Source organism: Undibacterium sp. Ji83W (assembly GCF_049340385.1).
Lineage (GTDB): Bacteria > Pseudomonadota > Gammaproteobacteria > Burkholderiales > Burkholderiaceae_D > Undibacterium.
In genome coordinates this window covers 20,479-43,673 of sequence record NZ_JBMPOZ010000022.1, presented here as the reverse complement: position 1 = coordinate 43,673, position 23,195 = coordinate 20,479, and the positions used below count along the sequence as shown (strand labels likewise).

The 23,195-nt window shown below is 51.0% G+C and carries 17 protein-coding genes; 4 read left to right on the top strand and 13 right to left on the bottom strand.

Annotation, left to right across the window (positions count from 1 at the left end):
* Window positions 1-40: 40 nt before the first annotated feature.
* Window positions 41-760 carry a LytR/AlgR family response regulator transcription factor gene (locus ACO0LD_RS26060; protein ID WP_423011434.1) on the bottom strand — a complete coding sequence of 240 codons (720 nt, stop codon included), beginning with the start codon at window positions 758-760 and terminating at the stop codon, window positions 41-43.
* A complete protein-coding gene (locus ACO0LD_RS26055; protein ID WP_423011431.1) occupies window positions 757-2,490 on the bottom strand; it encodes a sensor histidine kinase in 1,734 nt (577 codons plus the stop codon). Before ACO0LD_RS26055 ends, ACO0LD_RS26060 begins: the two co-directional genes overlap by 4 nt.
* A gap of 176 nt (window positions 2,491-2,666) precedes the next feature.
* Here ACO0LD_RS26055 and ACO0LD_RS26050 point away from each other — a divergent pair, with 176 nt between their 5' ends.
* Window positions 2,667-4,847, top strand: coding sequence for a serine hydrolase (locus ACO0LD_RS26050; protein ID WP_423011429.1), 2,181 nt, complete (start codon window positions 2,667-2,669; stop codon window positions 4,845-4,847).
* Window positions 4,848-4,906: 59 nt separating this feature from the next.
* Here the strand turns inward: ACO0LD_RS26050 and ACO0LD_RS26045 are convergent, their stop codons facing one another.
* The 7 genes from ACO0LD_RS26045 to ACO0LD_RS26015 all read right to left on the bottom strand — a co-directional run bounded on the left by ACO0LD_RS26045 (window position 4,907) and on the right by ACO0LD_RS26015 (window position 15,199).
* Window positions 4,907-6,631: a response regulator gene (locus ACO0LD_RS26045; protein ID WP_423011427.1), complete on the bottom strand. Its 1,725-nt coding sequence runs from the start codon at window positions 6,629-6,631 to the stop codon at window positions 4,907-4,909.
* Window positions 6,618-8,132 carry an ATPase domain-containing protein gene (locus ACO0LD_RS26040; protein ID WP_423011425.1) on the bottom strand — a complete coding sequence of 505 codons (1,515 nt, stop codon included), beginning with the start codon at window positions 8,130-8,132 and terminating at the stop codon, window positions 6,618-6,620. The genes ACO0LD_RS26045 and ACO0LD_RS26040 overlap by 14 nt, the downstream gene beginning before the upstream one ends.
* Window positions 8,133-8,446: 314 nt before the next feature.
* Complete coding sequence (qhpG, locus tag ACO0LD_RS26035) at window positions 8,447-9,940, bottom strand: flavin-dependent monooxygenase QhpG (RefSeq protein ID WP_423011423.1); 1,494 nt, start codon at window positions 9,938-9,940, stop codon at window positions 8,447-8,449.
* A gap of 1 nt (window position 9,941) precedes the next feature.
* Window positions 9,942-11,387: a radical SAM protein gene (locus tag ACO0LD_RS26030; protein ID WP_423011421.1), complete on the bottom strand. Its 1,446-nt coding sequence runs from the start codon at window positions 11,385-11,387 to the stop codon at window positions 9,942-9,944.
* Complete coding sequence (locus tag ACO0LD_RS26025; protein ID WP_423011419.1) at window positions 11,377-12,198, bottom strand: hypothetical protein; 822 nt, start codon at window positions 12,196-12,198, stop codon at window positions 11,377-11,379. The genes ACO0LD_RS26030 and ACO0LD_RS26025 overlap by 11 nt, the downstream gene beginning before the upstream one ends.
* Window positions 12,191-13,603 (bottom strand): hypothetical protein, encoded by a 1,413-nt coding sequence (locus ACO0LD_RS26020; protein ID WP_423011417.1) that lies wholly within the window; start codon window positions 13,601-13,603, stop codon window positions 12,191-12,193. Before ACO0LD_RS26020 ends, ACO0LD_RS26025 begins: the two co-directional genes overlap by 8 nt.
* Window positions 13,604-13,612: 9 nt before the next feature.
* A complete protein-coding gene (locus tag ACO0LD_RS26015; protein WP_423011415.1) occupies window positions 13,613-15,199 on the bottom strand; it encodes a ferritin-like domain-containing protein in 1,587 nt (528 codons plus the stop codon).
* Between the two features lie 1,049 nt (window positions 15,200-16,248).
* Between ACO0LD_RS26015 and ACO0LD_RS26010 the strand changes: the two genes are divergently transcribed.
* Window positions 16,249-16,383: a hypothetical protein gene (locus tag ACO0LD_RS26010; RefSeq protein WP_423011413.1), complete on the top strand. Its 135-nt coding sequence runs from the start codon at window positions 16,249-16,251 to the stop codon at window positions 16,381-16,383.
* Between the two features lie 24 nt (window positions 16,384-16,407).
* Here ACO0LD_RS26010 and ACO0LD_RS26005 read toward each other — a convergent pair whose 3' ends face one another.
* Both ACO0LD_RS26005 and ACO0LD_RS26000 read right to left on the bottom strand, forming a co-directional pair.
* On the bottom strand, window positions 16,408-16,872 hold the full coding sequence (locus ACO0LD_RS26005) for a PIN domain-containing protein (RefSeq protein WP_423011411.1): 465 nt from the start codon (window positions 16,870-16,872) through the stop codon (window positions 16,408-16,410).
* Window positions 16,872-18,014, bottom strand: a complete 1,143-nt coding sequence (locus ACO0LD_RS26000) for an ImmA/IrrE family metallo-endopeptidase (RefSeq protein WP_423011409.1) — start codon at window positions 18,012-18,014, stop codon at window positions 16,872-16,874. Before ACO0LD_RS26000 ends, ACO0LD_RS26005 begins: the two co-directional genes overlap by 1 nt.
* A 366-nt stretch (window positions 18,015-18,380) precedes the next feature.
* Here ACO0LD_RS26000 and ACO0LD_RS25995 point away from each other — a divergent pair, with 366 nt between their 5' ends.
* Window positions 18,381-19,859: a serine hydrolase gene (locus ACO0LD_RS25995; RefSeq protein ID WP_423011407.1), complete on the top strand. Its 1,479-nt coding sequence runs from the start codon at window positions 18,381-18,383 to the stop codon at window positions 19,857-19,859.
* A gap of 54 nt (window positions 19,860-19,913) precedes the next feature.
* Here the strand turns inward: ACO0LD_RS25995 and ACO0LD_RS25990 are convergent, their stop codons facing one another.
* On the bottom strand, window positions 19,914-20,888 hold the full coding sequence (locus ACO0LD_RS25990; protein ID WP_423011405.1) for an alpha/beta fold hydrolase: 975 nt from the start codon (window positions 20,886-20,888) through the stop codon (window positions 19,914-19,916).
* Between the two features lie 158 nt (window positions 20,889-21,046).
* Here ACO0LD_RS25990 and ACO0LD_RS25985 point away from each other — a divergent pair, with 158 nt between their 5' ends.
* Window positions 21,047-21,925, top strand: coding sequence for a helix-turn-helix domain-containing protein (locus ACO0LD_RS25985; protein WP_423011403.1), 879 nt, complete (start codon window positions 21,047-21,049; stop codon window positions 21,923-21,925).
* A gap of 286 nt (window positions 21,926-22,211) precedes the next feature.
* Here the strand turns inward: ACO0LD_RS25985 and lipA are convergent, their stop codons facing one another.
* A complete protein-coding gene (gene lipA / locus ACO0LD_RS25980; RefSeq protein ID WP_423011401.1) occupies window positions 22,212-23,195 on the bottom strand; it encodes a lipoyl synthase in 984 nt (327 codons plus the stop codon).

Sequence of the window (23,195 nt, the reverse complement as noted above, 5' to 3'; positions counted from 1 at the left end):
TTCAGTGGTGCAAGCAAGATCAATGCATCACTGAACAAATTCAGGAAGCACCGAGTATTTCTTTGAGTTTCGGGTACATGGAGCGAGAAACCGGAATCTCTTTTGAAAAATTTGTATCTACCGAATACTTACCACCTGCAGCTATCGACAAGCGCTTGAAGTGCTGCATATTCACCACATACGAGCGGTGTATGCGTAAAAAATTCTCAGGTAAAATTTGCAGCATATTTTCTAAAGATTTTTCATGGAAGTGTTGTTGACCATCACAACAAACAATCTTGCTGTAATGTCCGTCAGCCTGTAAAAAATCGATATCGGCAATAGCCAATAATTCTATATTGCCCATTTTTTTAATCACCAGACTGGCGTCTTTATTATTCGATGGCTGACCTTGCTCATAGCGTTCAAATGCTAAAAATAAACGTTCCTGGCTAAAAGGCTTGGGTACAAAATCGACGACGCCAAAACCAAAAGCGGTCACTGCCCGCTCAGTATGTGCAGAAATAATAATTGCATGGAAGCTGATAGCGTTCTCATTACTTGCCATGTGCTTCAGTTGCAAGATTTTGAAACCATCATGGCCCAGTAAATTCAAGTCCAGCAGCAACAAATCAAAATTTGTTTTTTCGAGCAAGGCCAGGGCATCATCAACATCATCACAATGATGCAATTGAACCAGCTTTGGTCCAAAATAATGTCGTGCCTCGCGCAGCAGTCGCTGTGCGATCAAGGGCTCATCCTCGACGATCAATAATTTCATGGGCTTTCTTCGTTCTGTTTTTGATCAATTTCCTGGGCAGATATCAACGGCAACTGAAAGCGTGCGTGCCACACATCACCCAATTGTTCCGTCACATAACTGGCACGGCCATCAAAAACTTCTTGCAGGCTCTGGTGAATATAGTGATTTCCCATACCTGTTCCGGCATGCGCCTTTGGACTGACGACAGGTATTTTCATGACAATTTCTATCGTCTTCTGGTCTCTATGTATATGCAGTTCAAACCGCGTCTCTTGCCTGTATTTATTGTGTGAAAATGCATTTTCCAATACGGTCAGCAAGATGGCAGGCGGGATAATGATGGCCGACGGATCTCCCTGTATCTGTAAATGGCATTTCTTTTGCAGGCGGGTACTCATGATCTCCAGATAATTCTGGCATAACTCAAGTTCCTGCGTCAAAGCGATACTGGTGTGATTGGCATACTCATTCAGCATTCTGAATTCTCGCCCCAATGCCTGGATAAACTCTTCTGCCTGCTGTGGGGATTGATGCAGTAATTCACTCACCAGGCTTAAAGAATTCATGAGGAAATGCGGTTGCAAACTGCGCCTTAGTAATTGATTTTCCAATTGGGTGGCCAGTGCCGCCTTTTGCTTGTCCCTGGCAAACTGCTGCAGTAGTTGCAGCAAGAGAGTAAATAATAAAAAACACAGGCTGAGGGCAAAACCTGTTTCAGCAAAATGGAACGCAGGCGTCAAAAACAGTACCAAGGAGAAAATCACGACTAACAGACTCATTCCACTGCTTTTTTTCTGGCGTTTGTACGCGATGAAGTTGATCAACAAACTTGCCAACAGCGCGACGCCAAACATCAACGCGCTCTTGCTATCAAAGTAAGGGCTGATGAAAGTCACTGCGGCAGTAAGTACGGCCAGGCTGCTGGCAATCAATGCCAACCGTTCAAACCGGAAGTAAACCAGGAAATACAGCGGCAATAAAATAGAAAACAAGTAAGTCAGTCCTGCCACCAGATACAATCTGGTCAGGTGAAATGGATACAGGTAGCCTACCAGGGCGCGCCAGGATTCAACCATGAGCAGGCTGCTCGCCACCAGGCTCAGTGTTAAAAAAAGTATCCAGTGGGTATGCCGCTGATAAAACAAAGTCAGGCCTGAAAATAATAAGACCACCAGCAATAATGCACCTGTCAATAGCAGTGGCAAAATAATTCCCCTGTTATCGGCTGCATGCAGGCCCTGGTGCTCCGTGATGGATAAGTCATAGAAAGGATTCATGACACGCTCACTGCCATGATAGCGAGAAATTTTCAATACCAGGCTGTGTGCGCCTTGTTGTAACTGCTCAGGCGTCAGGCTGACACTGTATTCAATATACCCTGGTACTTCTTCATTCGCCGTGATTGCCGGCTTGCCATTTCGCCCGACTTTGACACTATCAAGAAATAACTCGGTGGCTGCGAGCAAGGATAAAGACAAGACTTGATTTTGCCCTGGTTTCTCTGGCATCAAAAATCGCGCCCCCAGACAATAATGCTGCTTCGCTGTCAGATCATGCAAAGAGTATCCCGCTTGAGCGGGCGCGGCGGCCTGATCAGTTGCGGCTATCAAGCCTGTTTCACCACATCGAGAAAAGTCGCCGGGCAGATGCTGGAAGCGTAGTCCCATCAAATCTACTTGTGCCAGACAGGGTTCCAGCACCAAGAAGAAAAGAAAAAATACCAGGCATTTTGTAAAGGTTGAAGTCATGGGTGGATTGTATCCATGTTTTTCTGCTGCCAAGTGCAAATCAGGTAACGCAAGTGCAGTTCGCGTGGTTTTTGCTTTTTTCTCGTTGATGCATGACTAAGATATTGCTCTCTATTTTCTTTGCGCTCATCTGCTTCTCCATCATGCGAAACATATTCCTGTTCCTCCCGGTTTTCATGCTGACATTTTCCGCGAACAGTTCAGCGGCTACTTTGCCAGCCGACACGGACAGGAAAATCCGGCTGAAAAAATTTGAACATTTCGTCGTTACCCAAATGGCGAGAGATAATATCCCAGGTTTATCCATAGGCTATTTGCAAGACAAGCTAATGTGGACCCGTGGTTATGGCTATGCTGACCTGGAAAACAAAATCCCTGCTACGGCAAGGTCCAGTTATCGCCTGGCCTCTGTGACCAAACCCATGACTGCGGCTGCGATACTGCAACTGGTAGACAGCGGCAAGGTCTCGCTGGATGCCGAGGTGCAGATCTATGTGCCTTACTTCCCCAAAAAACCATACCCCGTCACCGTACGCCAGTTGCTGGGCCATCTGGCAGGCATCAATGCCTACGTAAATCCACAATTGGAACAGCACTTCAAAGACCATAAAAGCACCAGGGAATCCATCGCCGTATTTGAGAATTTCGACCTGATCGCTGAACCGGGTACGCGGTTTCGCTACACCAGTTATGGCTATAACTTGCTGGGTGCAGTGATCGAAGGAGCATCAGGCATGTCGTATGGCGATTACATGACAAAGAATGTGTGGAGCCCTTTGGGTATGACCGCCACCAGAATGGATGATCCCTACGACATTATCCCTGGAAGGGTGCGCGGTTATCAATTGCAGAATCAGCTACAAGGCCAGCAGATAAAACACGCCGAGTTCATTGATGTAAGCAGTCGTTTTTCTGCTGGTGGAACACGTTCCAATGTCATCGACATGCTCAAATTTGGCGATGGTATTAACCGTGGGCGCATTGCCTCCGCGGAGGCGCAGGATCTGATGTTTGAGTCCATGGCGACCAATAAAGGCAGATTGACCAATTACAGTGCAGGCTGGCTCACTAATCCTGTCAATGGCAGGTTTTCTATTTCTCACGATGGTGTGCAACCGGAAACGTCCACCTATTTATTCAGTTTTCCTGAGCGCCATCTGACGATTGCCGTCGCAGCTAATCTGCAAAGAGTCGACACCAGCATTTTTGCCGAGCAATTATTTGAAGCCGTCACGGGTGAGACATGGGATATGCCCCTGTACATCCATGATGCGCAAAAACGGGTTTATTACGATGCCATGAAAGCGGTGTTTAATGAAGGCAATGCTTATTTTGAGCGCAAGCAGGCTGCCTATCTTGATGAGCTAAATGAAAGCAAAATACTGGGTGAAGCGTTCAGTCTTTTCAATCAACATCTGAAGTCCGCAGCCTTGAAGAACGATGCAAAGCAGGCGCAACTTTTCATGAGCGAAGCGCAGCACCCGGCAGGAGGATTGCAGCTACGTAAAGTCGGCTCATATATGGCAAAGAAACTGCATGATGCACATCCTCAATTATCAACATATTCAAATCGAGGAGCGATTGCTTTCTTTCATGACTATATCGCCTTGTACAAAAAAGATAGCTCTATCGCTACAGCATTCCGTTTTGATGAGGCGTTTGAACAGCAAGTCGGGCAATTAAATGCAGCTTGGAAAAAGACCAGCCATATCAAATTGCTCAAGCAAGATTTCGATATGCAAAAATATATTCCAGTAGCAGGGGCACGCAGGGTTGCCAGTGAGGCCGGACTGGTGAAAGCACTGGCGACTCTACACCAGAAAATGAAACATGCATATGAGGGTGCAATAGTAGCGCCTGACTATCTTGCAGATTTGAAGGTTCTGAGCCAGGATTTGATCCGTAGTGGCAATGCTGGTCATGCACTGAAAATCGGGCAACTGGCGCAAGAAATTTACCCCTCATCGGATGGTGCTCACGCACTTGCAGGCGCATTGGAAATTTCTGCAGGCGATAAGGACAAAGGAGTGGCTGCACTCAAAACGGCTGTCAGCCTCAATCCCCAGGGTGAGGCCAGCGCCGTTGGCCTCAATAATGCTGCCTACCGCTTGAGAGGTACAAGTGGACCCGAAGCGGGGTTAAAGATACTTCAGGCTGCGATAGAGCTTTATCCTGATGAAGCTAACTTATACGATAGCCAGGGTGAATTTTATGCTGCGCTGGCAATGAACCAGGAGGCGCTTATTGCTTATCAAAAAGTCCTGGACATCAGGCCGGGTGATCAAAATGCAAAAACAGCGATACAAAAAATGCAGGCAATGTCAAAATTAACTTCCGGAATTAACTACCAGCATTAATTACAAGGATTAACTACCAGTAAAAATTGAACACAATTTGTGCATGTACTTATGGGGCACTAATGCTGGGGATGATCTGCGTGCCGGCGCAGCGCCTGGTCAACGCTGGAGGCGAGTTCGATAAGTTGAAAAGGTTTGCGCAAGATGGCGTGACCTTCTATGACCTGGTCAATCGCTTCCATATCTGCATAGCCGGTGGCGATAATCATGGGCAGGCCAGGGAATTCCTGATTGGCGATATCCACCAGTTTGGCTCCGGTCATGCCCGGCATGAGGTAATCGGTGATCATCAGATCCGGTTTCTCGCGCCTGAGTTCACGCAAGCCAGTCTCGCCATCAGGTGCCTGGCTTACCTCATAGCCCAGCGCTTCCAGCGATTCCACCATCGATTGCCTGACTGAATCGTCATCTTCCACCACCAGTATCCGTGTTCCCGTTGTCACCAATCGCAAAACGGGAACCAGGCCCTGCTTATCCGTATCTGTAAAATCTTCCGCTGACCTGAGCCATATTTCTATCGTAGTACCGACACCCATTTCGCTGGACACCCGGGCAGTGCCGCCGGATTGTTGGGCCATGCCATAAACCTGGCTTAAACCCAGGCCGGTTCCCTTGCCTACACCCTTGGTTGTGAAAAAAGGTTCAAATACTTTTGCAAGAATGTTAGGGGCTATTCCATGTCCGGTATCTGTTACTGAAATGAGTCCATACTTGCCTGGCGGGAGCAAGCCTTCTGGTGGCATTGCCCTGCATGCTTTCACCGTTAGTTTGCCGCCCGATGGCATGGCGTCGCGGGCATTGATGGCCAGATTGAGCAAAGCCATTTCCATCTGGTTCTTGTCGGCCATGACAAATTCGAGTTGATGGTCCATTTCAAATTCCAGCTCTATCAGTGAACCCAGAGAAGTTTTCATCAACTCCCTGACACCTTCGAACAGCGCCAGTACGTCAGTCGAGCGCAGGTCCAGTCTTTGATTACGGGAGTAAGCCAGCAACTGGCCGGTCAGTTTGCCGCCCCGTTCGCATGCACGCCGGGCCACCTCGGCCTTGCGTCTTGCAATGTCATCTTTGGACAATAGCAAGATCAAATCCATGCTGCCCTGTATGACATTGAGCAGGTTGTTGAAGTCATGCGCAATGCCACCAGTCAGTCGTCCCATGGCTTCCATTTTCTGGAATTGCACCATCGCCTGTTGCACCCGTTCACGCTCAATGACCTCATTCATCAGCCTGTCGTTGGCTTGCGCCAGTGCACGTGTGCGTTCTTCTATGCGGGACTCCAGCGTCTCATTCAGTTGCAGGAGTTGTGCCTGGCTGTCGCGCAATTTTTCCGTCGCCAGCATTCTGTCCTGCAAGATATTGCGCGCTTCGTATTGACGCCTGCGGCCCCGCAATGCAGAGGCAGCAGCACTGCGTAAGGTTTCTGAATTGAGCGGGCGTTCCAGCAAGACGACATTGCCCAGTTGGTCGAAAGTGCTACTGGCTGCACTGCCAGCGATGTTACTGCCTTTGGAAATCAGTACCACGAAGGGGAAATCAGACCAGGGTTCCTGGGAACTCAGCCAGGTGATGAGTTGCCTGGTGCTGGAGTCTTGTAAAGTCTCTTCGGCAATCACGCAAGCACCAGCGCCTGCCGACAGTTCATTGACCATGGCGTCAAAATTTGTTACCGCGCCGCATCCGAAGCCGCTGCGTAGCAAGAATTGATAAATGACTTCAGCATCCCTGCCATGGGGCGTCAGTATGAGTATGCGCTCGTCTAGCGCGCTGTTATCGCTCTTCATCAGCAACTTCCACCAGCATTGGGGTCGTGCCGCGATAGGTGGGGAGGCCAGTCAGTACGCCTTCAAATCCTTCCAGCGCTGCACCGATAATGATGCCGCCGCTGCCCAGTTGCAACTCATGAATAGTCAGCATGTGGTTGCTGGTCCTGCTTTTTATCACCGTAATGGCGCGGCGTAATCTGCCATTCGATTCAAAAAAGCGTAGCAGCACCGTAGTGTCACTCAGGTAGCTGAGGTCAACATCCGTACGCACTTCACCTATCAATCCATGCTGGCCCAGCACCAGTACTGTAGTGACCCCCTGCTGGTTCAGGTAAGACAGCAGCTCGTGCATTTGCAGTGTCAGGAAATGTTCGCCAGGCATCGCCTGCAGGTAAGCATTCAGGCTGTCGATGACGATAAATTGCACGCCATTCAATTCAACCGCATCGCGCAACATTTGTGCAAATTCACCGGGAGCCAGCTCGGCGGGATCAATGTGCTGAATCGCCAGTTGACCATTTTCAACATAGGGCCGCAGGTCCATATCCATGGAAGCCGAGCGGGTAAAGAAAGTCCCCAAACCTTCATCGAACAGATAGAAAGATGCCTTTTCTCCACGCTCCAGCGCTGTCAGCAGGCAGCGCACCGACACCGTCGTCTTGCCTATGCCGGAGGGCCCGACGATCAGCGAATTCGTACCGGCGACCAGCCCACCACCCAGCAATTGATCAAAACTTTCCAGGCCAGTAGAGCTGATGTGAGTTTCAAATTGCCGGTAATGTTCTGCCGCCACCAGGCGCGGGAATATTTTCAGGCCGCCAGTTTGCAGGATATAGTCATGATAACCACCACGAAACTTGATGCCGCGCATCTTGATGACGTTGACACGGCGTCGTTCTTTGCCAAACTCTTGTGCAATCTGCTCCAGGCTGATGACGCCATGGGCAATGCTATGCAGCTGTTGATCGGGGCTATTTGACTTGTCATCCAGCAACAACACCGTGCAATCACGCAGCGCGAAAAACTGCTTCAGTGCCAGAATCTGCCTGCGGTAACGCAAGGGGTTTTGTGCCAGCAGGCGCATTTCAGACAAGCTGTCAAAAACAACGCGCAATGGCTTGAGCTCATTGACACGGTCCATGACGTTTTTGGTGGTTTCACCCAATTCAACTTCAGATGGATGAAATACAGATTGCTGGGCATCCGGGTGCAGCGAATTATCGTTGGCCAGCTCAAATACCGTGATCTTGCCGATATCCCAGTTATGGCTCTGGGCTACCGCATCCAGTTCATCCGCCGTTTCTGACAGGGTGATATACAAGCCGCGTTGCCCATGGGCCACACCCTCCAGCAGGAACTGCAGGCCCAGCGTAGTCTTGCCTGTGCCGGGTGAACCTTCGACCAGATAAACGCGCTGGGCGGTCAGTCCACCACAAAGAATGTCGTCAAGTCCTGCCACCCCGGTAGAAATACGTGTGGTCGGTTTGCGGGTTTCGCGTGAGAGAGAAGTTTCTATCATATAGAGTCAGCGCATGAGGCGTAAAAGTAAAACAAGGCACCGCATGAAATAGAGGTCAAACCACACCAGATGTTGCCGGGACCCGTATGCTGACAGCTATATCCATGGCTTATTTTAATTCTTTGGTGACATCTTGTATGTTCGAAATCTCACATAGGATTGCGAGTACTGCTCCTGACTGAAGCCACATGGTAGATTTATGGAAAGTCAGTCATCCATCATATGAATTGACCATGTGAATTGACCATATGATTACGGTCATATGCTTACCAATATGCTGGCCAGATTCTGAACCTGAATCACAAACTTGCTGCCTAAGCCAGGCTTTCCAGTATGCCGCGCTGCCATAACCACGCAGTGATCTTTTGTGAGTTTTGCGTACCCATGACTGTTTCCAGTTTTTTTAATGCGTGGGCTGGCGGCTGTGGCTGCCACAAGAAATCAAGGTGGGGTAGTAGCGCCTGGTTTTCCAAAAATGAGATGGGGCGCTCCAGATTGGGGTGATTCAAGGCCAGTTGTTTTTGCACCTTGTCATCCACCACACAATAACTGGTCACCATGCTGGTGGCCGGGTGGATGCGCAGGTGCTGGTGGGGATTGAAAGCGGCCAGCGGCTTTAATTCTGTGGGCCGATAATCGTTTAATTGCTGGCTCTGTTCTTGTAGTGCGAGTACCAGTGGATGCGCAGAAGCAGCCCCGGTGCCGCTGGCATTTTTAAACCCAGCACGCTCTTGCCAGAATGGGCTGTCATTACACCAGGCCTGGGCATAATAAGACTGCGTCCAGTAACTATGCCGGGCACTGGTTTCTATCAGTCTCTGTTCAAAGAAATTGCGTGCCAGTTCGTGGCTGTCTTCTTTTTCACCAGGCCCGCTCAATATCGTATGTATCGCAACCACGGCTTGCAGAGAAAAACGCATGGCCTTTTCCACGCCTGAGGATGACACCGGGTCTAGTGCAAATGCGGCATCGCCAAGCTTGAGCCTGCCGTCTTGCCAGCTATCGAGTGACAGATAAGGTGTAGCCGCGCAGGCTTGCAAGCGGCCGGCGTAAGGTGTTTGCGCCACGGCAGAAAATAACTGGCTGGATGCGCAATGCGAGCGCAGCCATTGTTCTGCCTGCCCCGGCATTTGCTGGTGAGCAGTATGCGGGTCGCTGAGCAGCATGATGCGGTAACGACGGTCGGGCAGGCGGGTGCCCCAAAGCCAGCCATGTTCCAGCGCTTCGACTTGCGTGAAATTGGCTAACTCAGCGGGGATATGTTCGGGCGATAATTCTGCCCAGATCGCAGACAGGCGGGGGGCGCAGGCATGCTGTTGCTGGCTACTGCTGCGCCCGCTGGCATCGAGGATAAAACGCGCATGCGTTTGCTGTGCGCCAGCATTCGTCTTGATGCTGATTTGCCAGTCATAAGGGCTGCCCTTGATATCCTGCACTTGCGCCGGCATGGCAAGGCTGATCCCGCGTTGCAAGGCCAGTTGCAGCAAGGCTGTATCAAAGGCGGCGCGGTTCACGACGGCTGCGTCGCCATGACGGATTATCTCAGGCTGTTTGCTGCGCCAGCACAGGCGAGTCGCCAGACCGGCCAGATGGGGCACAGCCTGCATGGCCTCATTGGCATCCAGCATGGCTATGATGTTTCTGATGCCGGGTGTCAGTGCCTCGCCTATCTGTGGGCGTGGCCAGGTCGCACTACGCTCCAGCACTTGTACGCGATAACCCAGTTGCAGCAAGCGCAGGGCAGCTGTCAGCCCGGCTGGCCCGGCACCGATGATGAGTACATCGACTGCGCTTTCCGTGCTCGTCATCTCAGGCCTGCGGGCTGTCCGGTGTGCCGTTGAACCAGTCCGGTGTCAGATGGCTCAGGCGTTGATGTGCGCCTATGGTGTAGTGCAGCCAGCCGCGTATGTAGTCGCAGGCATGGCGCCCACGTGCCAGCACTTCATGGTGGCAGCCACCGCCGCACAGGTAACGCGCCCAGCAGTCATTGCAAGGCTGTTGCTGGTGTACATGGCGTTGACTGAGCCAGATAGCTTGCCTGCTGCGGTCTACCCCCGCATCCAGGCTGCCCATCTTGCCCTGTTCATCACCAACGAAACGGTGGCAGGCTGACAAGTCACCATCGGCAGACACACCAAAATAACCGGCACCTGCACCGCATGGGTAGGGCCGGTGCGTACCACGCTGCAATTCACGCAAGGCATTTTGCATATTCATGAAAGGGTAACGCTGACCCTGCATGACATGCTGCTCGAATGCCAGGCCACAGGCGATCATGCCTTGCAGCATTTCGGCCATGTCTTCCGGCCCCATTTCTGCCTGTCCGTTTGATGCACGCAATAGCGGTGAAAACCCCACGCTGTGAAAACCCATGTGGATGAAAGTATCCAGGGTGTGCGGCAGGTTCAGGTTGAACGGCGTGACTGTCACGCGGGCGGATACCTGCATCTGGCGCTGGCGTTCCAGTAGCGGGGCGATACGTTCTACAATTTGATCGAAAGACCCCTTGCCACCCTTGAAGGCGCGCAAGCGATTATGCTGCTCTGCCGGGCCATCCAGACTCACCGTAACGGCAAAGCCATGTTGTTCAAAAAAATCAGCATCATCAGTCGTCACCAGCGTGCCATTGGTGGTGATGGAGAAATGACAGCGCACATCGCGCTGCGCTGCTTGCTCGACCGCGTAATCAGTGACACTGCGCAAGACAGCGCGGTTAGACAAGGGTTCACCACCCATGAAAGCCAGGTTGACCTTGGCACCCGGAGCCGCTTGCCCCAGCAACAAATCCACTGCCTGCATGGCTTTTTGCAATTCCATGCTCTTGGCCTTGCCACCAAATTCACCTTGCTGTGCATAACAATAAGTGCAACCCAGATTACACTTTTGCGCAATCGCCAGCGACAGCGCATGCACTGGTGGTGAAGACAGCGGTTCGTCATCAATATACGGCTGAGCCTGCAAGCCATAGCTAGCTACGAGCGCTGCCAGTAATTGCTGGTCTTCACCGGCAATCGCGGTGCGAAATTCTGGCACCAGATCCGGCGGCAAGTGAAACAGCCTGCTGCCATTCACCAGCAAAAGTTGCGCACCCTGCGCATCTTCTACCAGATGCGCATCACGATGTGAAGGGCGCGATGCTGCGACAGTGCGCAAGGCCAGCGCCGGTGCAAGCCTGGCATCTGCCTTTTGCAGTGTTGCAGTCTTAGGGTCTGCAACAGCGTCGGCAACCGGGTCTTCGACGAGTTCAGGACTCATCAGCGTCTTTGCCACGGATAATGAATTGCAAATCCTCTTGCCAGGATTTGAATAAATCATCGTAAGAATACAGGCGGCTATCAGTGCGGTTATCGGGTATGTATGTACCTGTACGTTTCTTGGCAAACCACATGTCACCACGCGACAAGCCATCTACACCCGGTTCTACATTCACATAATCCGGCCGTGACGCAGCCCAGTAATAGCAGGCGCATTCGCGATAATCATTTTGCCAGGGCGCGCACAAACCTTGCGTCAGTTCACCCGGTTGCAGCAGGGCAGGGTTGAAGGACGCAGTATCTGCCTCAAAGAAATGGCGCAAGCGCAAACTGGCTTTGACGGTAGGCGTGTCTTTTGTGTACAGCACCTCAGTATCAGCATCAGTGTCGCCAGTGAATTCACACTCCACCATCTGCCCCTGCAAATGCACGATGCGGGCAATCGAGTTTGACCATTCCATGAAAGACACGGCATTTGGGTTAGCCACAGATGCCAGCGTGCCCGAACTACCGTCCGGGAAAACCGGCCCGGTCGTCACCACCATGGTGCCCGCATCCAGACCGGCAAAGCGCAACAGGCGACGGGTTTTCAAATGCTCATGCGGCGCTTCTGCGTCCACCACATAGTTATTGTTTTCAACCAGGGTGATGCCTTCAAAGGCGCGCCGCCATAAATTCCTGAAGTCAAATTCCAGGCCAGGGAAGCAATTTGAAATCGCGCTGCGTGGCGACACCGATGCCGGGTTGCCCGTGCCACGGTAATGGATTTGCGCCATCAGGTTGCTGGCGCTGATAGTTTTTTTGTCAGACATGGCTAGCTCCAGATGAGGGTTCTGCAAACATCGCATTCCTGGCCGCCTTGATGACCATATCGATATGGCGGCGCGTCAGCGTCAGGCTGCGGCCATCGGCACCACGCATCAGCGCAGGCATTTTGCGCAAGGTGGCGGCAGACAGATCACCTATCTCTTCAGGCTGGCGCAAAGCCTGGGCAAACCACGGCGCACCACCGGCAGACAAGGCGCTGAATACGCGCTCATGCAAAGCCCGCAAGGCCAGGTTATCGACCAGGGAACTAGCCGCTATCGGTTCGTAATAACGTTCAAAGTCATTGGTGTTTTGCCGCACCATGGTGCTGGCAGTATTCAGGCGGCCATTAACCGGGTTGCCATTCATGACGGCAGTATTCATCAGTCGCACGGTTTCCAGCGCACGCAAGACCAGCTCGGTGGCTTCATCGAGTGAGACTTCTTCTTCCTTGACTTCAGGGCCGTACAGCAATTGCTCCATCTCATCGGTGATGACGCGTATCGGCAAGGTATCTGGCGCAAACGCTGGTGGTCCGGCACCGATATAACTTTGCGCATGCAGCACTTTGCCATCTTGCAGCTTCAAAAAGACTTTGACGTGACCATCACATTCATCATCGAGATAACCCCAGCTGACCTGGTTGCCATCGGTATTGGCATAACCCGCATAAATACCGGCGGGGTTGGTCAGCGCTGGCCCCACGCTTTCTGTGTAATTGAGCCAGTCCTTGTTTTCGTTATACAAGATCAGCTCATCATTATCGATGATGGGGTCTGGCTGCAACACTGGCACATTATTCTGGTCAGGTTCCAGGCGTTCCCTGCGTGAACCATAGACGATGCCCGCTGCCGGTGTATACCGGAAACGGATTTCAGGAAAATCCTTGTTCGGTTTGATGAATTGCACATGGCCCAGCGGCAGGGTTTTGCCATGTACGAAGTTCTTGCAATGCCCCAGCATGGGGTGGCGCGCATGATCCTTGATACCCAGGTGCCGCGCATGTATCTGGTCATCCACATCACCCGTACGGCGGAACAGCTTGATATTGCCCAACACCACATCCCAATGCAGGCTGGCCAAGCTCAAGCCTTCCTGATGCAGCAAGTCTGGTGTCAGTGGCTGCAATTCTTCTGGCTGTTCACTGGTGCGCACATACACATCCAGGAAAGGCGCAACCGGCCTGATTTTTTTATTTTCATCCTTGAAGCGGATTTGCTCAGGCACATAGGCCCGCAAAATCTCGCCGGTGGTCTTGCATACTTCCAGGCTGGGCTGTGGCACGATGCGGCGGTAATCGAGAGGATTATCCGGGTCTGTTTCCAACTCAAACGCTTCCAGCGGTTCTGCAGCAGCACCCAGACGTGCAATGGCCAGGGGCGGCAAAATTCTGATTTCCAAGATAGACATTTTGGGCTCCTAGATCAATGCAGTATCAATGCTGCCCGACAAAATACGCAGCGCCAGCTCACGCATGTTCTTGTCCGCTTCACACATCGATGCCAGATAAGTATGGCGTGATGGCGGCGCGATCAGCAATAGCGCTTCCACCAGGTTTTGCGCAGCCGTTAACAAATCCAGGTGACCACGCCAGCGGTTGGCTTCACCAAAAGGGCTGTTCAGGGTATACGGCATCTGGAAAGGCGGCCCGGCAAAACCTGCATCCGGCTTGGTTGATACGGGTGACTGCATCAAGATATCGGATATCGCACGCAGGTTATACATCTCACCAAAAGTACCATTCACAATGGCACCACGCGGCGTAATCGCCCCCGCCGCATTCAAGCCACCAAACAGCGTGAAGCTATGTATCAGATAATTCAGCAGCATGCGGTAACGCACATTGTGCAACTGCGCCCACAAGACAGATTCAGGGTGCGTGATGCGCGTGGTCTTGCCGCCATCCTGTTCAGGTTCTTCTTCAGTATTCAGTGACACATAAGGGTTGACCGCCACCTTGCGTGAAGGTGACCAGGGTGCAAGTGTGGCGCGCAGCAAGGCGGGCTTGCTGGCAGGCTGCAGCTTTTGCCAGCCATCTACCGTATAGTCATCGGGGCGCGCAGCACTCCATTCACTGTCGCTCAGGCTCTCTTGCTCCAGCGCCTCGCGCATTTCTATATACACAGTCAAAAAGCGCACAAAGTGTGATTTGCTCGACCCCGTGGTCGCCTCACCCTGGAAGGCAATTGCCTGCAAGGCAGACACCATGTCGTCACGGCAGGTTTGCGGCACCACCAATACATCCGGCGTCTGCCTGGGCTGGCCAGTGCTGTTGCCCCGATTACCGCCCTGATAGCCACGCCCCCATTCAGCCCAGTTGGCCTGCGCTGGAAAAGTGTTGGCCTGGAACACATAGTCAGGCAAATAATCCGGGTCTTGCACCAGCGGTATCAGGGTATTGAACAAGACCGCCACCTGATGCGGATCATCCACCTCGGCAAACACGCGCGCACGTATCTCGTCACCCAGAGCACCACCCTCCCAGTCCACCGGCGATTCGGCATACACATACTTGGCCAGTGAATCCAGCGTCAACGGTTCCAGCGCAAACGGGAAAGGATAAAACGGCCCATCCCAGGGGTAATCCTCACGCTCCATATGCAGCGGCGCACCAATCAGCCGCAAAGAATTCTGCACAGAGATCAGATGCCCCATCTCTTCCTTGGCAATACCCAGTATCACCTCCTGCCAGTTACGCACCGCATCCCTATACATCTCAGGCACCTGCGGCCCACCCAGCGAGTATGCCGCGTACAGGTATTGCACCATCAGGCAATGCTCAATCTCGGCATCGATGGACAAGAGATACGTCACATAATCACGCGGAGAAAATTCCAGGTTCAGTGGCGGCTTCTCGCTCTGTGATTGAGGGCCAGGCTGCGGGCTGATAGATTCAGCCGACAGCAAATTCACCCCACCCAGCAAACCCTTCTGAGTCCCCGTCACCGGTAAAGCCTTAGGCTGATTCATCGCACCAAGATGACGCCTGATTTGTGCAGCACGCATTTCCTTGTCCTTCTGGTTGAGGGATGGGGCAGAAGCAAACATTCTCCCAGGAAAATTGGAGGGAGTTTGCAAGGGATTTTTGGTTAAAAATAAGGCAATGAAATTGATATTAAATCAATGACTAAATATCATCAAGTGAATGATGAGGATTTTAGTTTTTAGGGAATTTGAGAAGCAGGAGTGTTGTTATTGCAAGACATTGAAGATGAATTAGCCGACAAGCTTTTAGTTGGAATGAGCGTCGCCTTTCCTTGTAATAATTGATGTTGTAGAAAACGGGAAGAAGATTTTTTGATTATAAAAATTAACTTTTGCTCGTCGATGGAGCCGCGAAATTACGCACTTCTCGGAGGAGGTCTGGCATTCTGGCAGAGCAATAAAACTAGAAGTTGATTTCGGCAATACCAAGTTGGTTGCTGAGGAATCTCTACCCATTCCTCTCGCATAGTTTCATCACACAATACTTTTGCAGAAAGCCATTGAGGCTGTGCCCGAACAATTTCTGTGATTAAATCTATTCCTGAAAACGCACTTTCCCACAGACGAGAACGGCTCGCTAAAACTTGCACGTAAACGTTTGAATAGCAATTGATGACGGGATTCACGGTAACAGTCATAAGTATAACGAGTTTGATTCCATCCTTGCCTTAGCTACGCTACCATTGCAGTTGCTCTTCTAGTCGCAACAGCTGGTTGAGGTTTACAACCTCCGGATATGTTAAGTATTAATTTGCGCGCTTAATCTTTGATTTCTTCAATTTCTTTTTCTTCCTTTTCAGAAAATAACTCAGTAGTTCAGTGGCTTCGGTTAATGTCCGAAGAATAAGCGACTCAAGGCGCGCCATCGCCGTTGGATAATCTTTAAGCGCTAATGCTCCTATCAATAATATGTACGTCAACCAATTATGTTTGAAATGGTGCCAGCATATTGCTTTTACCAAAAATCGGAATTTTTTATTCACCAACAAAACCTCCAATAAATTATTGGAGGTTGTTATTACTCATACATATTGCCGGGTATAGCTGAACCAGCAATCATTGAGTTGGGGATGATTGAGTTGGGTTCAATGGTTTTTTTACTCAAAGACGAATTTATTTCAGAAAGCTTTTCCGGCACTCGCGATCCAAGTGATGGATATGCAGCATGCAGTGTTGCATTTTTAGGCAATGCTAAACTGGGTTGAGAGGAAGGTTATTGATATGGTTTTTTAAAATATCCAGTTTTCTTTTTCCATGAATCCGCGCAGGTCAAGACACGCCACGTTAAAGTGTTTGCAGATGTTAGGAATTTTTGCACCGTTAGGTTTAAATTGCTCCATTGTTAGAACAATTCCACCTAAGCACGCTGCGCGTGCTATCAAAAATGGATCTGCATTGTGCCCACCGCGTAATAATTTTTGTTTCTCAATGTTTGCTTGAAAATGTTCAACAGCATAGATTGACGCTATAAAAAAACCTTCCTTCGCATTTGGAATTGTGAAAAGGTTGGAATTGACCTTCGCCCAATCAAAACTGTCCCCGCCTCGATCATCAAGTTCGCGTAGTACTTCGCGCACTGAAGCAAATTGCCCATCATCTATCAATGCATCAAATTTTTCCCACAATGAAGGAAACCGAGACCTGTAATAATTTTTATGGAGGGCTGAGATTACCGAAGTATCTATTATATACATCAGAGTTTACCTCCAAACTTTGCTTCAAAAGCCGGAAGGTTTTTCGGTTTAATATTCAAGTACTCCGCAAGTCGATTTTCGTCAAATCGATGTTGATAATATCGTTTAAATGCTAAATTTATATAGCGTATTCCAAGATATGAGAAATGGCTGTTGTAGTAGTTACCTGAACCTTCTTGCTTTGGTTTTACTTGGCTGATCCAGAGATTTGTTGCTGAGTCATATTCGTCATGGTCTATTAATCCTTGGTCAAGAAATTTTCGATATATCACCTCTCGACTGACGGAGAAGTAAGTTGCCAAATTGTTTGCCAATTCACGATTGGGTGTTCTACCCTTTATCATACTTTCCAGAATGGCATCGGGCACCAAGATTTTTGCGGCCAAACCATTGCAAATAATCTCAATTTTTTTCTCATCGCCATCTATGTTTTGAATGAAATGGTCATCAACAATATCAATGCCGCTTGTGTGAAAGAGTAAGTGACCTAGCTCATGGAAAAGTGTAAAAATTTGGCGAGTTTTCGTTGAGCTATTATTCAAATAAATAATCGGAAATTCGGTGTCATACAAGCAGAAACCGAAATAGTTAGGTGCATGGAATGCATCTTTGAAAACAAAAATTCCCATTTGAGTAAAAACTTCGCGCCAAGCTTCTAGGGCTACTTCTGCACTTTTCCAACTGGCCTGCGTCCCAATGCTGACACCAAGGTAATTGCGTACAGTAGTGGCGATCTCATCTAAAGACGTATTCGTCGAAAATTGTAGATCCCGTGTAACAAGCCTTTGAGCTTGGTTTTTACCGTCATTTAGCTCAGCAAGATTGATTTGCATAGCTTGTCCTTGGCGCAGGAAATTTCGAACCGTGCGCGGAATTGACGCAAAGTCGGCGGACGACAAAGTACGAAAGGATTGGTCAATCGAAGTGACATCTGGAGGTTTGGGGAAAAAGAAAACCGCTATAGGGCATTTGAAACGCTCTGCCATTGCCTCTAACTGAGCATAAGTAGGCTTAGCTTCACCGTTTTCCCATAAGGAAATTTTTTTAAATAACCTACTGGCGTCGTCAATTGAAAAGCCAGCGCGCTCTCTAGCCCATTTCACAACTGCAGGCGTAATTGGCATACCTTCTGTTTCTGCCATGTCATATTTCCAGTGGATGTGAGTTTTCTATATATGCTTACTTTACTGCATAAGTTCTCATGAAATAAAGTTCATCTAATTTTGTTTACCAAATTGTAGGTCTTAAAGGAATTTAAATATCAAATTACCAATTCTTCTGATAGGGCTCATTGGTTTCATGTATTGAGTCATAGCTAGCATATGATGTTTTTGAAATTTGTATTTCTCCAGATTGGCCAAGGACATAGAACTATTTGATATTTCATAAGTCCAATTGTCATTGGCGCTGGAATATTTGGATGCTGACAATCAATGCCTAGCTCGCTTAGGTAAACATATTTCTCACTCAAATATCTCGGCTGTATTTCCCTTTGAAAGCAAATTTAGATGACAAAACTGATTGCCACACTTTGCGTAGTCTGTAGTTTGATAGGAGTGACAGTCACTACTAATGCTGCAAATGCCACCGACACTTCCGCAAAAGCCCTACCTTCTGACACAGAAATCAAACAGCAAATTGACCGCTATATCAAAAACGAAATGCAGGAACGCCGCATCCCCGGTATGCAATTGGCTGTCGTCAGGGGTGGCAAGATTGTTTTGCTGAAGTCGTATGGTCTGGCTGAGATTCCAAATGCGGTGGCCGTGAATGACCAGAATGTGTTTTCCATCAATTCTGCGACCAAGTCTTTTACCGGCGTTGCCGCCATGCAGTTGGTGGAGGAGGGCAAGCTGGATTTGTCTGCACCAGTGTCGCGTTATCTGGATGGTTTGCCTGTGGCCTGGCAGGCGGTGACTGTGCGGCAACTGCTTACGCATACCTCCGGTATTCCTGACATTATCAGCAGCAAGATCCCATCGCTGGCGACGCCGCAAGAAGTGGATGCGGCTTGGGCGGCGATACAGACCTGGCCTATGGAATTCAAGACGGGGGAGCGCTACCGCTATAACCAGACCAATTACATTTTGCTGGGCAAGATCATAGACGGCTTGAGTGGCATGCCGTTTATCGAGTTTTTCCAGAAGCGGCAGTTTGCCGTTGCGGGTATGCGCAGCGTGGGCTTTGGTGAGTCGCGTGATGTGATACCGCACAAGGCGGTGTCGTACAGATATGAGGAACCGGGTGGCAGCCTCAAGCATATCGTTGAGACCTATCCGCCTTTCTTGCGCACGGGCGCGGGCATGAATAGCAGTGCGGAGGATGTGGGCAACTGGCTCATCGCCCTGCAACAGGGCAAGCTGATTTCTGCTGCGGCTTTGAAGCAACTCTGGACACCGGGTACTTTCAATAATGGGAAGCCGACTGTGTGGGCGCTGGGCTGGCCAGTGATGCGGCAGGGCGACTATGCTGCAGTGGCTGGCGTGGGTGGTGCGCGTTCGGCGTTTTATGTGTATCCCGGTCATGATCTTGCCATCGTCACGTTGACCAATCTGGCAGGTGCTGATCCGCAGGGGATGATCGATGATATCGCTGGCTTTTATTTGCCGGGCTTGAGAAAAGCACACGGCGGCGCTTATGCGGCACATCTTTTGCGTGAGCAGATTGCGCAGGGTGGCTATGCGGGGTTGGCGGCCAGATTGAACAAGATCAAGGCGGCCCAGGGTTTGCCTGATCCTACCGAAGATGATTTCAATTCCTGGGGTTATCGTTTGCTGAGCAAGAAGATGGCTGAGCAGGCGGTGACGGTGTTTGGTCTTGGCGTACAGGTTTATCCCAACAGTGCAAACCTGCATGACAGCCTGGCGGAGGTGTATGAGTTTCAGGCGGACAAGGTAGCGGCTTTGAAACACTATCGTTTGTCGCTGGGGCTGGATGCGCAGAATACGCATGCGGCGGAGCGGATAGCGGCGCTGGGTGGGAAATGAATGACAGCTAGATGAGCTAGCTGTCAACACTGCCATGCCAGCTTGATATGCTGGTCACACTTTCCACAAACGGCGGGCTTCTTCCGCAATCAAATCTGGAAACTCTTCCTGAAAAAATAGCTTCCCTTCTGGTACCACGCGTATGCCGCGCGACTGTGGAAATAGCTGGTCAAGGTATTGCGCATCAGCCATGGAAAACAGGGTGTCGCTGCCGCCCCATACTATCCTGACGGGAATGTTGCTGCGCTTGAGTTTTGCCTCTATGCCCGCCAAGGGGTTGGGTTCCAGCGCAAGGTGAAAAGCGTGGTATTGCTGGCGGCGCAGTGGTGAGCTGACTAGCGGGGTGACGTAACAGGCGATATTGTCCGCGCTAAGAATTGATGGGTCGTGGAAGACTGCAGCACCAAAGGTGGCGCGAGCCAGGGTGTTGTCGCTCAGCCATTTGGCGGTTTCGTCAGCCAGGGTGCCAGCGCGGGCCATCTTGATGACGGGCTGCACGCCTGCTGGCGGGCTGTCTGGCTCGACGTCGCAGTTTGTCAGCAACATGCTGCGCACGCGTGTTGGATAGCGTGCGGCAAATAGCTGGGCTACTGCGCCGCCACTGTCGCTGGCAATGATATCGACTGCTACTATCTTCAAGTGATCCAGCAGGCTGATGAGCATGTCCAGCTGTGCATCAGCCGTCAGTGATTGCTGTACTGGCACTTGTGTATAACCCAGGCCCATGAAGTCGGGCGCGATGCAGCGGCGGTAAGGCGATAGCCTGTCTATCGCACCACGCCACTGGAAACCATTGAGTGGCGCACCGTGCAAGAACAGGGCGGCATCACCCCGACCTCGTTCGACATAAGCGATTTTGCCTGAGGGCAGGTTGGCAAAGCGGCGCATGGCATGAAATGCTGCGGCATCTGTTGTCTGCTGCCGCGTGTCTTGATCAACGGGCCTGGCCAGCGCTGGCAGTATCAGCGTCGCAGTGATGCCGCTGGTAATGACGGTGGGGGTGATTTGCAAGAAAAGCCGTCTCTTCATTTTTGTCTCCTGGTGATGTTAATTCGTGGACCGTAGTAGTGGAGACGATGCTAGCAATATCACTTCGAGATGGCGCGCACAAACAGCCGACCATGAGCACGGACGGATGATTTGCGCTACATTTATGTTTCTCCTGGTGTGCATACTTAGAGGGCGCGATGACCAGACCTGCATGCTATCCCCATCCATCTGCAGCGCTGCTGGGCAGTGCTGGCAGCCATGATTTGCCGTTGCTTGATGTGCTGACCTCACCTGTGCCAATTGGGCTGTTCAATTCCCCTGTTGATGCACGCCATGTACTCTGCCTGCATCTGGGTGACCCTGTGCCTGTGTCTTATCGCGCTGGTAATTATGAGCGTCAGGGCGTTCGCCTGCACGGCCAGTTTTGTGTCGTGCCTGGTGGCTCCAGCACACGCTGGACACTGACCCAGCCCGCCACATCTTTGCTGTTGCGCTTGTCGCCACAAATCCTGAATGACACTGCAGAAGCCATGAAGCTGGGCGCACAGAATACCCAGCTTGCACCAGCCATACACATACGTGACCCACAGATAGAATGCATAGGCTGGATGATGCAGGCCGAGGATCATGATGCATATCCGGGTGGGCGTATTTTTGCCGACAGCCTGGCAGTTGCACTGGCCGCCCGCTTGTTTGCCGTGCAGTCACGCCAGCCAGTGACAGATAAACTGACTGGCCCCGGTTTGCCAGGCTGGCGGCTGTGTCATGTTATTGATTATGTAGAGTCACATCTGGATAGCGACCTCACGCTGGCTGAACTCGCTGCCGTGGCCGGGTTCAGCCTGTCGCACTTCAAATCACTATTCAGACAAGCGACAGGTATGCCGGTACACCGCTATGTCATGGAACGACGCCTGCAACGTGCGCGCCAGCTCATGATGGAAGGCAAGCTGAGCATGACAGAAATTGCGCTGGAAACCGGCTTCGCCCACCCCAGCCATCTCGCCCGCAGCATGCGCCGTGCGCTGGGTTTGAGCCCGGCGCAGATTCGGGGGATGATGACGTCGGCAGCTTGATGTTCAGAGGTTTATCTTGTCTGGTAGGTGAAGTGGCTTGATGGTAGGGAAAACGATCATCCTGAATCAGGGTTGGGCTGCGAAATACTTGATACTTATTTGGGAGTTGAAGAATACGACAACATTTCTTTGTTTTAGTCTCATGCCACTCCAACGCCTAGTGTTGGGCTGATGAAGCGTAGCCCAACCTACATAAGTGAAGAGGCCCGGCCCAATCTACGCGACTCACATAAAAAAACGGCTCATTATTCTGAAAATAATGAGCCGTTTTTTTATGCTTCTATTCTTAAATTTTTACATCCGTCCCCACGCCATGTGCTTGCTGATCTGCATGGTAACTTGACCTGACCATTGCGCCAACGGCTGCATGGGCGAAGCCCATTTTGTAGGCTTCTTCTTCATACATCTTGAAGACGTCAGGGTGGACATAGCGGCGTACCGGCAGGTGGTGGCCGCTTGGGGCCAGGTATTGGCCTATGGTCAGCATGTCGACATTGTGGGCGCGCATGTCGCGCATGACTTGCAGGACTTCTTCATCGGTTTCACCCAGGCCAACCATGATGCCGGATTTGGTTGGGGTGTTCGGGTGTTGCTCCTTGAAGCGTTTCAGCAGGTTCAGGGAGTATTCATAGTCAGAACCCGGGCGCGCTTCCTTGTACAAACGTGGCGCGGTTTCGAGGTTGTGGTTCATGACGTCTGGTGGTGCCATGTTGAGAATTTCCAGCGCACGGTCCATGCGGCCACGGAAATCCGGTGTCAGGATTTCTATGCGTGTCATGGGGGACAATTCGCGCACGCGGGTAATGCACTCGGCAAAGTGGGCGGCACCGCCGTCGCGCAAGTCGTCGCGATCTACTGAAGTGATGACGACATAGCTGAGCTTCAAGGCTGCGATGGTTTTTGCGAGATTGGCTGGTTCATCGACATCGAGTGGGTCAGGGCGGCCATGGCCTACGTCGCAGAAGGGGCAGCGGCGGGTGCATTTGTCGCCCATGATCATGAAGGTGGCCGTGCCTTTGCCAAAGCATTCGCCTATGTTGGGGCAGGAGGCTTCTTCGCAGACTGTCACCAGTTTGTTTGCGCGCAGGATGTCCTTGATTTCATAAAAGCGGGTGGTCGGTGAACCGGCCTTGACGCGTATCCAGTCTGGCTTGGGCAATCTTTCCATCGGGATGATCTTGATGGGGATGCGCGCAGTCTTGCTTGCCCCTTTTTGTTTCTCGGTGGGATCGTAAGCGGCGGTGGCGACGGGTGTGTTTTCGGTTGTCAT